Annotated in this window: 12 protein-coding genes; 8 read left to right on the plus strand and 4 right to left on the minus strand. The window is 67.8% G+C overall.

The annotated features are described in order from the left end of the window. The coding region (locus ABW137_RS22870) for an MFS transporter (RefSeq protein WP_526403764.1) at positions 1–1,208 on the minus strand (1,208 nt) is incomplete at its 3' end. Between the two features lie 132 nt (positions 1,209–1,340). Between ABW137_RS22870 and ABW137_RS22875 the strand changes: the two genes are divergently transcribed. From ABW137_RS22875 to ABW137_RS22885, 3 genes are read left to right on the plus strand one after another with little or no spacing between them, the layout of a single operon-like run. Further along, positions 1,341–2,543 (plus strand): cytochrome P450, encoded by a 1,203-nt coding sequence (locus tag ABW137_RS22875; protein ID WP_526403736.1) that lies wholly within the window; start codon positions 1,341–1,343, stop codon positions 2,541–2,543. A gap of 7 nt (positions 2,544–2,550) precedes the next feature. Further along, positions 2,551–2,745: a ferredoxin gene (locus ABW137_RS22880; RefSeq protein WP_526403737.1), complete on the plus strand. Its 195-nt coding sequence runs from the start codon at positions 2,551–2,553 to the stop codon at positions 2,743–2,745. Further along, positions 2,742–3,317, plus strand: coding sequence for a TetR/AcrR family transcriptional regulator (locus tag ABW137_RS22885; RefSeq protein ID WP_526403738.1), 576 nt, complete (start codon positions 2,742–2,744; stop codon positions 3,315–3,317). Before ABW137_RS22880 ends, ABW137_RS22885 begins: the two co-directional genes overlap by 4 nt. On the opposite strand, the gene ABW137_RS22890 is transcribed toward ABW137_RS22885, so the two are convergent. Further along, on the minus strand, positions 3,318–4,094 hold the full coding sequence (locus ABW137_RS22890) for an IclR family transcriptional regulator (RefSeq protein WP_526403739.1): 777 nt from the start codon (positions 4,092–4,094) through the stop codon (positions 3,318–3,320). It abuts the gene before it with no gap. 175 nt (positions 4,095–4,269) lie between these two features. Here ABW137_RS22890 and ABW137_RS22895 point away from each other — a divergent pair, with 175 nt between their 5' ends. Genes ABW137_RS22895 through ABW137_RS22905 form a run of 3 tightly spaced genes read left to right on the plus strand, consistent with a single transcriptional unit; the run spans position 4,270 to position 6,907 of the window. After that, positions 4,270–5,037 carry a CoA transferase subunit A gene (locus tag ABW137_RS22895; RefSeq protein ID WP_526403740.1) on the plus strand — a complete coding sequence of 256 codons (768 nt, stop codon included), beginning with the start codon at positions 4,270–4,272 and terminating at the stop codon, positions 5,035–5,037. Then, the gene (locus tag ABW137_RS22900) at positions 5,034–5,726 is read left to right on the plus strand and encodes a CoA transferase subunit B (protein ID WP_526403741.1); all 693 of its coding nucleotides are present in this window, start codon (positions 5,034–5,036) and stop codon (positions 5,724–5,726) included. The genes ABW137_RS22895 and ABW137_RS22900 overlap by 4 nt, the downstream gene beginning before the upstream one ends. Next, a complete protein-coding gene (locus tag ABW137_RS22905) occupies positions 5,723–6,907 on the plus strand; it encodes a thiolase family protein (RefSeq protein ID WP_526403742.1) in 1,185 nt (394 codons plus the stop codon). Before ABW137_RS22900 ends, ABW137_RS22905 begins: the two co-directional genes overlap by 4 nt. On the opposite strand, the gene ABW137_RS22910 is transcribed toward ABW137_RS22905, so the two are convergent. Together ABW137_RS22910 and ABW137_RS22915 are read right to left on the minus strand one after the other, a co-directional pair. Then, entirely contained in the window at positions 6,908–8,170 is a 1,263-nt protein-coding gene (locus ABW137_RS22910; RefSeq protein WP_526403743.1) for an MFS transporter, read from the minus strand. Continuing rightward, complete coding sequence (locus ABW137_RS22915; RefSeq protein WP_526403744.1) at positions 8,167–8,628, minus strand: MarR family winged helix-turn-helix transcriptional regulator; 462 nt, start codon at positions 8,626–8,628, stop codon at positions 8,167–8,169. The genes ABW137_RS22910 and ABW137_RS22915 overlap by 4 nt, the downstream gene beginning before the upstream one ends. Before the next feature lie 132 nt (positions 8,629–8,760). On the opposite strand from ABW137_RS22915, the gene ABW137_RS22920 reads away from it, so the two are divergent. Next, the gene (locus tag ABW137_RS22920) at positions 8,761–10,122 is read left to right on the plus strand and encodes a hypothetical protein (protein ID WP_526403745.1); all 1,362 of its coding nucleotides are present in this window, start codon (positions 8,761–8,763) and stop codon (positions 10,120–10,122) included. A gap of 165 nt (positions 10,123–10,287) precedes the next feature. Beyond that, the gene (locus ABW137_RS22925; protein WP_526403765.1) at positions 10,288–12,051 is read left to right on the plus strand and encodes a peroxidase family protein; all 1,764 of its coding nucleotides are present in this window, start codon (positions 10,288–10,290) and stop codon (positions 12,049–12,051) included. Positions 12,052–12,055: the final 4 nt, after the last annotated feature.

Genomic DNA, 12,055 nt, shown 5'->3' on the forward strand with positions numbered 1-12,055 from the left:
GCCGCGACCGCGATGCCGAGGCCCGCCGCCAGCTCCTGCACCGAGGCGTTCAGGGTGTTGCCGTGCGTCAGCTCCTCGCCCTCGACGTCGCAGAACGCCAACGTGTTGTAGGCGGTGAAGCCGATCGAGCGCAGCGCACCGCTGACGAAGAGGACCACCGCGATCACCGCCAGCGGGAGGCGCGGACTCAGGCTGAGCATCGCCAACAGCCCGTAGCACCCGATCGACAGCACACCGTTGACCAGAAGCACCCGCTTCACCCCGAATCTGCGCATCAGCGGTGTGGTCGTCGGTTTGATCGCGATGTTCCCGGCGAACAACGCGGCGACCAACAGGCCGGCCTTGAACGGCCCCCAGCCGAACACCAACTGAAACTGCAGAGGAAGGAGAAAGGGCACCGCGGTGATGGCCAGCCGGTAGAGCGAGCCTGCGGACACCGTCACCCGCAGCGTCTGGATGCGCAGCACCCGCAGCTGGACCAGCGGGTACCGGTAACGCAGCAGATGCCAGGTCGCGCCGCTCAACAGCACGGCCGCGACGGCGACCCCGGCCGCCACCAGCAGCCAGTCCGTGCCGCTGACCCGGATGTTCTCCAGCGCGATCAACGCCGCGGCGATTCCCGCCCCCACCGCGAGCAGGCCGCGCCAGTCCAGCGGTCGCGGCGACGGATGGGCCTCCCCGCGGATCAGCTTGAGCGACAACAGGAATCCGATGATGCCGATGGGAATGTTGACGATGAAGATCCACCGCCAGGAACCCGTACTTGCGATCGCGCCGCCGATGATCGGGGCGAGCACAGGGGCGGTCAGCGCGGGCCAGGTCAGCAGGGCGATCGCCCGCACCCGGTTGGCCTTGCCGCTCAACCTCAAGACCGCGAGTCGGCCGACGGGCACCATCATCGCCCCACCTAGTCCCTGCACGATGCGCATCGCGACCAGCATCGGTAGCGACACGCTCGCCGCGCAGCCGATCGAGGCCAGAGTGAAGACCGCGACGGCAGCACAGAACAGGGGCCGGGCCCCGAATCGGTCGGCCATCCAACCGCTGGCTGGGATGAGCACGGCGACGGTGACGAGATAGGTCGAGATCGCGACGTTGACGTCGACGGCGTCGATGCCGAACGACGACGCGATCAACGGAATGGCGGGGGTGATGATCGTGGCGTCGAGGATCTCCATGAAGAACGCGCCCGCGACCAGTAGTGCCATTCCCCTCGGGAACGGGACCTTGGGCTGGGCCGGCTCGGTCGGCTCGGTCGACGACATCGGTGTCACCGTAGTCACCGAACGAAGTCCAACAAGAAACGGTAGCGTCACTATCAGTTGGCGTAGCCTTGGCAGATGACTCAAGCACTGCCCCACGTCCCCGCGTACATGCGACGCGACGGCCTCGACCCCACCCCCGAACTCGCGGAGCTCCGCGAGGCCGGTGGTGTGCAGGAGATCTCGGTGTTCGGCGTCGCCGCGTACCTGGTGACCGGGTACGAGCGGGTCAAGACCGCGCTGGCCGATCCGACCCGCTTCGCGAACCGCAAGCCACCGGGCACCTTCGCCCCCGCCGGCGAGTCGCCGACCGCCGAGGAGTACGAAGCCGCGACGGCGGGCAACCTGCTCGGCACCGACCCACCCGAGCACCAGCGGTTACGCAGGATGCTGACCCCCGAGTTCACGGTCCGGCGGATGAAGCGACTCGAACCGAGGATCGTCGAGATCGTCGAGCAGCACCTCGACGCGATGGAACGGGCCGGCGCGCCCGCGGACCTCATCTCGAGCTTCGCCCTGCCGATCCCATCGCTGGTGATCTGCGAACTGCTCGGCGTGCCGTACGACGACCGGGACGACTTCCAACGACGGTCGGCCCGTCAGCTCGACTTCAGCGCGCCGATTGCCGAACGCCAGAAGCTTGCCCTGGCCAGCCGGGAGTACATGTTGTCGCTCGTTCGGCAGGCGCGCCGCGATCCGGGTGAGGACATCCTCGGCATGCTGGTGCGCGACCACGGCGCCGACGTCACCGACAACGAGCTCGTCGGCATCGCCAGCCTCCTGCTCATCGCCGGACACGAGACCACCTCGAACATGTTGGGATTGGGCACGATTGCGCTGCTGCAGCGGCCCGAGCAATTGGCTGCCGTCCGCGACGATCCCGACGCGATCGGTCCTGCCACGGAGGAGTTGCTGCGCTATCTGTCGGTGGTGCAGCACGCCATCCCCAGGATCACCACCACCGACGTCGAGGTCGACGGCGTGGTGATACCCGCCGGACGTCTCGTCATCCTGTCGCTGCCGTCGGCCAATCGCGACCCCGGCTTCATCGACCATCCCGACGTCCTCGACATCGCCCGCGGGGCAGCGGGACACGTCGCCTTCGGCCACGGCGTCCACCACTGTCTCGGGGCTCCGCTGGCCCGTCTCGAAATGCGGGTCGCGTTTCCCGCCCTGCTTCGCCGCTTCCCGACTCTGGCGCTCGCAGAAGACGTCGGCGACATCGCCTTCCGGCAGTTCAACCTCATCTACGGCGCGGCCTCGCTGCCGGTCACGTGGTGAGGTCCCGATGAAGATCCTGGCCGACCGCGACGTCTGCATCGGCGCGGGCATGTGTGTTATGACTGCGGACGTGATCTTCGATCAGGATGACGACGGCATCGTGGTGACGTTGGTCGAGGACGTGCCCGCCGATCAGGAGAAGGCGGCCCGCGCCGCGGTTGGCCTGTGTCCCTCTGGCGCGCTGCAGATAGCCAAGGAGTGACGGTCCATGGTCTGCGCTCGGACGCCGCGCGCAACCACCTTCGCATCGTCACCGCCGCGGCGATGGCTTTCGAAATCGACGGTCCCGCAGTCTCATTGGACGAGATCGCCAACCGGGCCGGCGTCGGAATCGCCACGCTGTACCGCCGTTTCGGTACCCGCGAGGAGCTGATCAAGGCCGTTGCCGAGCACGTCTTCACCGAGGAGATCGCCACGGCGATCGTCGCGGACGGCCCAGACCCGTGGACCGATCTGGTCACGTCGTTGACCTCGACCGTGGACGCGTTCGCGGCGCACCCCGTGCTGGTGTCGCTGGCCGCCGGGCACGCCGTGATGGGCATGGACACCATGGCCGCCTACGCCGCGGCCCGAGACCACCTTCTGCAGCGCGCGATCACGGCAGGCGTCGTGCGGCCTGACCTGACCGCCCCCGATCTCAAGGCGATCGTCGTGATGGCCCTGGCGATCGTGCAGAAGGACGAGCACGGTTGCCAACCCACGGCGACCCGCCGCCATCTCACCCTGCTGTTCGACGGCATGCGGCCCACCGGGCGGCCACTCCCGACGGCGTAGTCACTCGGCAAGTGCCGGTGCCATCGCCAGCCGCTGACCAAGGGCGTGCGCGGCGTCGAGCAGCTTTGCGCCCAGTGCCGGTCGCCGGTCGGCGGAGAACCGGGTCTCGACCCCGGTCAGGCTCAATGCCCATGCGGGCTGCTTGCGCCTATCGAAGACCGCGGCTCCCATCCCCCAGCTCCCCTCGACCAGCAGCGCCGGATTGATGGCGTACCCGTCCAGCCGGACCTGCTCGATTCGTCCCCGAAGCGGCGCCTCGTCATGGGTCGGACCCCAGGCCGGGACCAAATCGGCACGGCTCAGGTAGTCGTCGACCTCCCGGTCCGGGAGGTGCGCCAGGATGACCAGCCCGGCCGAGGCCACCCCCAACGGAAACCTGATGCCGACGTGGAGGACGTGCGAGCGCAGCGGGAAGCTGCCCTCCTCGTTGGCCAGGCAGACCGTTTCGTCGCCGCGCCGGGCCGAGAGGAACGCACTCTCGCCGGTGTCGCGGGCGAGGTCGCGCAGGATGCCCCGGGCGCTGTCGGTGATGTCGTAGCGCTCGGCCGCCATCGAACCCAGCAGATACATCTCGGGGCCGAGAGTCCACCGCCCCGTCGATTCGTTGCGGTCCACGAATCCCTCGACCACGAGCGCCGTCAGGAGCCGATGCACGGTCGGCCGGGCCAGGCTCGCATCCCGGGCGAGCTCCGACGTCGTGGCACCGGACGGCTCGTGCTCGCCGATCGCACGCAGCAGGGCCGTCACGCGTCCGATGACGTTCGGCTTGTCGCCCATCCCGGCATCCTACGTTCACTCAGTGGACAATCCGACGCAATTGCGTTCGACCCCCGAGCAATATGCTTCCAATTTCTCTCGCCCCATTCACTCTGACGTGCCCATTTGATGAAGTAACACCTGAGCGGCGATCGTCCACTGAATGGTCGCCATGAGAGCAAGAGGTGAGCGCGACGTGAGTAGCAAGGTTGTCCGAAGCGCGGCGGACGCCGTCGCAGACATCGCCGAGGGAGCGACCATCGCCGTCGGTGGGTTCGGCCTGTGCGGCATCCCCGACGTTCTGATCGGCGCCCTCGCCGACACCGGAGTGGGAGACCTGGAGGTCTACTCGAACAACTGCGGCGTCGACGAGCACGGCCTGGGAATCCTGTTGGGCCTCGGCCGGATCCGCCGGGTGACGGCGTCCTACGTCGGCGAGAACAAGGAGTTCGCCCGTCAGTACCTGGCCGGTGAGCTCGAAGTCGAGTTGACCCCGCAGGGGACCCTCGCCGAGCGGCTGCGGGCAGGCGGCGCAGGCATCCCGGCGTTCTTCACCCCCGCGGGCGTGGGAAGCCCCGTCGCCGACGGCGGACTGCCGTGGCGCTACCGGGCCGACGGGTCCGTCGCGATCGTGTCGCCGCCCAAGGAGACCCGCGTCTTCGGCGACAAGCGCTACGTCCTCGAGGAGGGCATCACCGCCGACGTCGCCCTCGTCCACGCCGAAGTCGGCGACACCGCGGGCAACCTGGTGTTCGACAAGGCGGCGATGAACTTCAACCCGTTGGCGGCGATGGCGGGCCGGGTGACCATCGCACAGGTCGAGCGCCTGGTCGAGCCGGGCCAGATCGACCCGGCCCGCGTACACCTGCCTGGGGTGTTCGTTCAGCGGATCGTCGAAACAGGGCCGCAGACCAAGCACATCGAGAAGCGCACCACGCGCGAGACGGCAGGAGTGACCGCATGACCGACACGGGGACCGCCATCCGTGGCTGGACCAGAACCCAGATGGCCCAACGCGCGGCCCGAGAACTGCGCGACGGGGAGTACGTCAACCTCGGCATCGGCCTGCCGACACTGATCCCCGGGTATCTCGACCCGGCGGTCCGGGTCACGCTGCACTCCGAGAACGGTCTACTCGGCACCGGGCCGTACCCCACCGAGGACGAGGTCGACGCGAACCTCATCAACGCGGGCAAGGAGACCGTCACGGCACTGCCGGGCGCGGCGTTCTTCGACTCGGCCCTCTCGTTCGGCATGATCCGCGGGGGCCACATCGACACCGCCGTTCTGGGCGGTATGCAGGTCTCGGCCAGCGGTGACCTGGCCAACTGGATGGTGCCCGGCAAGATGGTCAAGGGCATGGGTGGCGCCATGGACCTGGTGCACGGCGCCGCACGGGTGATCGTAGTGATGGAACACGCTGACCGCCAAGGCAATTCGAAGATTCTCGAAACGTGCACGCTCCCGTTGACCGGCCAGGCCGTCGTGCACCGCGTCATCACCGATCTCGCCGTCATCGACGTCACCGACGGTGGGCTGGTCCTCCGCGAGACGGCCTCCGGAGTCAGCGTCGACCACGTCCTCGCTGCCACCGGCGCCCCCCTTTCGATCGCCGACGACCTCGTCGACCGCTCCGAGGAGGGCGACTCGTGAGCACCCGGTCCGTCATCGTCGCGGGCGCCAGGACCCCGATCGGGAAGCTGATGGGCTCACTGGCCGGGTTCTCCGGCTCCGATCTCGGCGGTCTGGCCATCAAGGCCGCGCTGGAGAAGTCCGGCGTCGCACCCGACCTGGTGCAGTACGTGATCATGGGACAGGTCCTCACCGCAGGCGCGGGCCAGATCCCGGCCAGGCAGGCCGCCGTTGCCGCGGGGATCCCGATGAACGTGCCCGCGTTGACGATCAACAAGGTCTGTCTGTCCGGCATCGACGCGATCGCATTGGCCGACCAGCTGATTCGCGCAGGCGAGTTCGACGTGATCGTCGCAGGTGGCCAGGAGTCGATGACGCAGGCGCCACACATGCTCGAAAAGTCAAGGCAGGGCTTCAAGTACGGCGACGTCACGATGTCCGATCATCTCGCCTACGACGGGCTCTACGACATCTTCACCGAGCAGGCCATGGGCGCCCTGACCGAGGAGCGCAACGAGGGAGCCGTCGCCGCAACGCGTGAGGAGCAGGACGCTTTCGCCGCGGCCTCACATCAGAAGGCCGCCGCAGCGTGGAAGAACGGACTCTTCGACGACGAGGTGGTACCCGTCGAGATCCCGCAGCGCAAGGGCGATCCCGTCGTCGTGCGCGAGGACGAGGGCATCCGCGCCGACACCACCGCCGATTCCCTGTCCCGCCTACGGCCGTCGTTCGACCGCAATGGCACCATCACCGCGGGTTCGGCATCGCAGATCTCCGACGGCGCCGCCGCCGTCGTGGTGATGAGCAAGGCCAAAGCCGAAGAGCTGGGCCTTGATTGGCTCGCCGAGATCGGCGCACACGGCGTGGTCGCCGGGCCGGATTCCTCGCTGCAGTCCCAGCCCGCCAACGCGATCGTCGCGGCGTGCGCGAAGGAGGGCATCGACCCGGCGTCGCTGGATCTCGTCGAGATCAACGAGGCGTTCGCCGCCGTCGGCATCGCCTCCACTCGGCAGCTGGGCCTGGACCCGGAGAAGGTGAACGTCAACGGCGGCGCCATCTCGATCGGCCATCCGCTCGGGGCGTCGGGGGCGCGCATCGCCCTTCACCTGGCGCTGGAGTTGAAGCGCCGCGGTGGCGGCACCGGTGCCGCCGCACTATGCGGTGGCGGCGGCCAGGGCGACGCGCTGATCCTGCACGTCTGATCAGACGAAGGTCATGGGCACGCTCGGCCCGAGGCCGCGGCGGGCGTGCAGCTGCCAGAAGACGGCCACGACCAACGTCAGCACCGCGGCGATCAGGAACGCGCCGTGCACCGACCAGTGGTCGGCCGTGCCACCGAGGACGGCCGCGGCGGCGGGGCGGGAGCCCACGAAGCCGACCATCCAGAGCGCCATGACGCGCCCGCGGAGCTCGTCGGGGGCGCGTTCCTGCACCACGGTGCCCAAACCCGCCATCGCCCAACCGAACCCGACGCCGGCCAACGCGAATCCGCTGATCGCCAGGACGATTCCACTGCTGACGGCCAGAAGCAGACACCCGAGTCCCAGCAACCACAGGCCGACGGCTGACGTGCTCGGCGGGCTCACCTTGCCGCGTGTCAGACCGAGCGCGACCAGACCCAGCGCCGCCCCGCCGCCGAACCCTGCCGACAACGCCCCGACGAGGTGGGTGCCACCGCCCAGCTCGGCGGCCATGGAGGGCACCAACGTGATCGACGGATCGGCGGCAAGTCCCACGGTCGCCACCGCGATCAGGGCCAGGAACAGCGAATGGTCGTCGCGCACGTACCGAAGCGCCGCCCGGACGGAGTAGTCCACGTCGCTCCGACGCTTCTTCGGCGCCGGAAACTTGGCTATCACCACGAAGATGGCGAAGACGAGGCTCAGCACCGCGCTCGCACCGAATGCCGCAGCGGCGCTGAGCTGTGCGGTCAGCACGGCACCGAGGATCGGCCCCGCCAACCTGCCGATGGTCATCGGCACGCTGTTGAGCGCCATGGCAGTCGGGAGCTCGCCGTCGCGGATGAGACTCGGCACGATCGATTGCATTGCCGGGCCGCCGATGACGAACCCGATGCCGAGAACGGTCGATCCCACCAGCACCGTCACTGCTGCGCCAGCGCCGGTCAATCCGGGCATCGCGGCAAGGAACACCGCGATGCCACCCGAGCCCACGACGCACAGGAGCCTGCCGATCAGGATCTGGCGCACCGGGTTGCCGAGATCGGCCCATTTGCCCGACAGCGGACTGAAGATCAACTGTGGCCCGAACTGCACCACACCGACCAGGCCGACCATCAGTGCTGAGCCGGTGGCGTCGAAGACCACCACGGCGGCAACGATGCAGTGCGTCCACACCCCGACGACCGACAGGATCTTCGCCCAGAAGAGCCCACCGAACGTCGGATCGATCATCAGGCGAAGCGCGCCGCGCGGGCGCACCGCGGGATCAGCGACCGTACTCATGCGCCAGGGCCGCGCTCGAAGTCGTCCGCCAGGCGATCCAGTAGCCCGAGCAGCATTTCGACGTCGGATTCCAGCCACCCGTCGACCACGTCGGCCACCATCTGTCGCCGTCGGTCGGTGATCTCACCGAGCGCGCGGCGGCCGTCCTCGGTCAGCGCCAACAGGTACCGGCGTTGATCATCTGGCGCAACCGATTTCGACAGCAACCCGGATGCCACCACGCCGCCGACCAATCGGCTGGCAGTCGAATGTTCTACCGCCAGGTACTCGGCGACGTCCCCGACCGACGCGGCGTCGCCCGTGCTCTCGTGACGTTCGACGGCACGCAGGACTCGCAGCGCCGGTAGCGAGCCGACCGCTGGGTGGCCCTCGAACAGTCGGCGACGCCACGACGGGCGCTGCCGCACCGCGTGGATGCGCGCCAGCGCGTCATCGAGGCGGTCGTAAGACGAGGACATTTATATGTGTATAGCACACACATGTTTGGTCGGAACCGCCGGGACCACGCAGCCGCATGGGGCCGAATCAGACCGAGTTCGAGTAGCGGACTACTCACCCTCCCGAATCGCGCACCGGCCACGCTGGTCGCCATGGCGTTTCAGCGGCGCACCCTCCCCCTCACGGCGGCGCACTACGACACCACCCTGGTCTACTCCGCCGAGCAGATGTATGAGTCGCTCGGTCTGAACCTAGCCGTCAAGGCCCGCTCCGGAATGTTCGGCGCGGAGCGCAAATTCACGTTCGCCGAAGAGGTGCGCTTCAACTCGACGTCGACGTTCCTGGTGGCCAGGGCCAAGATCGAGGGCACGGTCAAGCGCGGCAGCGAAACCGGTGGCGAGTACATCGCCGTGCTCTCGATCAGCTCGGAGCAGCGGCAGACGCAACGCGACCTCGCAATCTCGCTGAAGGCGAGCCTCGACGGACTCTTCGCGTCGGGGTCCGTCGACACCGGCCTGCAGGAGCAGATGGACGAATTGAGGCGGCGCTGCGAGGTACGCGTGTCGGTCTATCAGCGGGACGGCACCGAAGACCCGATCTCCCGCCCGGGAACCGTCGAGGAGGTGATGGCGGGGCTGAAGACGTTCGCGAAGTCCGTCCGGCAGATGCCGGAGGAGCCGAACTGGCGCGCCTTGGCGAGCCGCCACGAAGAGGTGCGCAAGGACGTCATGAAGGAGCGCATGCGACTACTCGGGATCCGCAACGACCTCGAAGCCATCCTGTTGCACCCCACGTACTTCAAGTCGCCACCGGACGCGACCACCGTGTCCCGCTGGATGGCCGCGGTCACCGAGCGGCTCGATGGCGTGGGTCGCCACGGCCGCGCGGTCGACCAGGAGGCGCCGGTGCTCCCGGATGGCTTCGTGCTGCCGAAACGGGTCGAGCACTCCACCGAGCAGGTCGAGATCTTCACCCCCGCGGACTACGTGGCCGACTGGATCGGCATCCCCGGCCCATCGCAGAAGCTGTCGATCGGTCGCTACGAGGACACCAAGAGGCTGCTCTCGATCGGCGACGATCAGATCAGCGCGCTGAAGGTGCCCGCCGGGCTCGCGGTGCGCGGCTACGGCCACGTCTGGTTCCAAGGGTCGTTCATCGACTTCACCGCCGACAGCCTCAAGGTTCCACTGAACTGGACCGACCGCATCTCGTCACTGATCGTCTACCAGGTCGCCGACGGGCCGCCGGTCGTCGACCACGTCGTCGCGGTCGACTCCCGGTGGTCACGGCATACGCTGTTGTTGAAGGCGGGCAGTTATCCCGACCTGGCCGCGAACTCCTTGGGCGCAGGCGCACTCTCGACGATGCTCATCCCGGCGGGCATGAAGGTCCAAATCTGGGAAGAGCCGAACTTCGGGGGCGAGTCGGTCTCCTTCTTCGCCGACGTGCTCGAGTTGCCTGCGGCATGGAGCAATCGGGCGGCCAGTGTCGAAGTCAGCGGGTGTGTCGAATGAGTCGGACCGATCCGCCGCTGCGTGTGTGCATATTCGCCGCGCTCACCAGCCGTTGGACTGATACCGTCCTGAAGTCGGCGGCTCGTCTGCCATTTGTGACGGGGGTCGCGACATGCATGGGGTACTGATTCAGCCGACGGTGGCGCCGTGAAGGCGGCACTGCGGATGGCGCGCGTGGCCGAGGCGATCGATCGCCGTTTCGGCTGGTCCCACCTTCCACGACCGATCGCGCTCGCGGTGCTCATCGGCATTCGCACCCAATTGCGGGCCAAGAATCTGCACGGCACCGGCCGCGGCCCGGCCGACCGGCCACCTGACTCCTTGGCCACCGCCGACTACGACGCCAAGACGGCCCGGACCATAGCAGGCACTCACAACGACCTTGACGACCCGCTGATGGGATCGACCGGTAGCAGGTTCGGCCGCAACGTCCCCGTCGGGCGCACCCATCCGGACGCTCCGGGGGACCTGCTCTCGCCGAGCCCACGCACCGTCAGCCAACGATTGCTGACCCGCGATCGCTTTCGGCCTGCGACGACGCTCAACGTGCTTGCCGCGGCATGGATTCAGTTCGAGGTGCACGACTGGGTCAGCCACGGCACCACCGACGGCGACCCGTGGGACATCCCGCTCGACGAGCGCGATCAGTGGGCCGACCCTCCGATGACCATCAAGCGCACCGCACCCGACCCGAGCCCGGACGGGTTCGGCGCTCCGACGTTCGTCACCGGGGACTCGCACTGGTGGGACGCCTCGCAGATCTACGGCAACACCCGCGCCTACGCCGATGCCCTCCGGGCCGGGTACATGGGCAAGCTGCGCATCGACGAACAGCTGCTGCCGCCACGCGACGTGGAGCAGTTGGACGACCTCTCGGGCAACGCAGGCAATTCGTGGCTCGGCCTGGCCGCCGTCCACTCGCTGTTCCTGCGGGAGCACAACGCGATCTGCGACCATCTGGTGGCGGCGAATCCGCACCTCAGTGATCAACAGATCTATGAGAAGGCGCGCCTGGTCAACTCGGCACTGCTGGCCAAGATCCACACCATCGACTGGACGCCCGCGATCATCGCCCACCCGACCACGGTGTTCGCGATGCGCGCCAACTGGTTCGGTCTGCTGGGTGAACGCTTCGCCCGCATGTTTGGCCGGCTCACGGAAAGCGAACTGCTGCAGGGCATTCCCGGCTCCCCCACCAACCACCACGGGGTGCCCTACTCGTTGACCGAGGAGTTCGTCGCCGTATACCGGATGCACCCGTTGATCCCGGACGACTACGAGTTCCGCTCCGCCGCGGACAACCGCATCCTGGCCACCCACGAACTCCCCGACCTCACCGTGCGGCACATCCGCGATCGACTGACCGAAATACCGATGGACGACGTGCTGTACTCACTGGGACGAAGCCATCCCGGCGAGATCACCCTGCACAACTTCCCGGTGCACCTGCAGGCGCACCAGCGCGCCGACGGAAGTCTCATCGACCTCGCGGCCGCGGACGTTCTGCGCATCCGCGAGCGTGGTGTCCCGCGCTACAACGAGTTTCGTCGGTTGTTCCGCCTCAAGCCCGCCGAGACGTTCGAGGAGCTCACCGACGACCCCGTGTGGGCCGAGGAGCTCCGGCAGGTCTACGGCGACGTCGAGCGGGTCGATCTGATGATCGGGTTGTACGCCGAGAAGAAGCCCGCCGGGTTCGGATTCAGCGAGACGGCGTTCCGTGTCTTCACCCTGATGGCATCGCGTCGGCTGAGCAGCGACCGGTTCCTGACCCGTGACTTCCGCGCCGAGGTCTACACGGACGCGGGAATGCAGTGGGTGCATGCCAATTCGATGCGCACCGTGCTGTTGCGACACAGCCCGTCGCTTGAACCCGCCCTGCGCGGGGTCGCCAATCCCTTCAAGCAATGGACCGCGGTTGGATCGAAATGAGGCG

Source organism: Mycobacterium sp., from assembly GCF_040509115.1.
Taxonomy (GTDB): domain Bacteria; phylum Actinomycetota; class Actinomycetes; order Mycobacteriales; family Mycobacteriaceae; genus Mycobacterium.

Bases quoted from the DNA above. Each gene is read 5' to 3' on its own strand.
- ABW137_RS22875 (WP_526403736.1), top strand. From the start codon at position 1,341: ATGACTCAAGCACTGCCCCACGTCCCCGCGTACATGCGACGCGACGGC.
- ABW137_RS22880 (WP_526403737.1), top strand. From the start codon at position 2,551: ATGAAGATCCTGGCCGACCGCGACGTCTGCATCGGCGCGGGCATGTGT.
- ABW137_RS22890 (WP_526403739.1), bottom strand. From the start codon at position 4,094: ATGGGCGACAAGCCGAACGTCATCGGACGCGTGACGGCCCTGCTGCGT.
- ABW137_RS22900 (WP_526403741.1), top strand. From the start codon at position 5,034: ATGACCGACACGGGGACCGCCATCCGTGGCTGGACCAGAACCCAGATG.
- ABW137_RS22910 (WP_526403743.1), bottom strand. From the start codon at position 8,170: ATGAGTACGGTCGCTGATCCCGCGGTGCGCCCGCGCGGCGCGCTTCGC.
- ABW137_RS22915 (WP_526403744.1), bottom strand. From the start codon at position 8,628: ATGTCCTCGTCTTACGACCGCCTCGATGACGCGCTGGCGCGCATCCAC.
- ABW137_RS22920 (WP_526403745.1), top strand. From the start codon at position 8,761: ATGGCGTTTCAGCGGCGCACCCTCCCCCTCACGGCGGCGCACTACGAC.
- ABW137_RS22925 (WP_526403765.1), top strand. From the start codon at position 10,288: ATGGCGCGCGTGGCCGAGGCGATCGATCGCCGTTTCGGCTGGTCCCAC.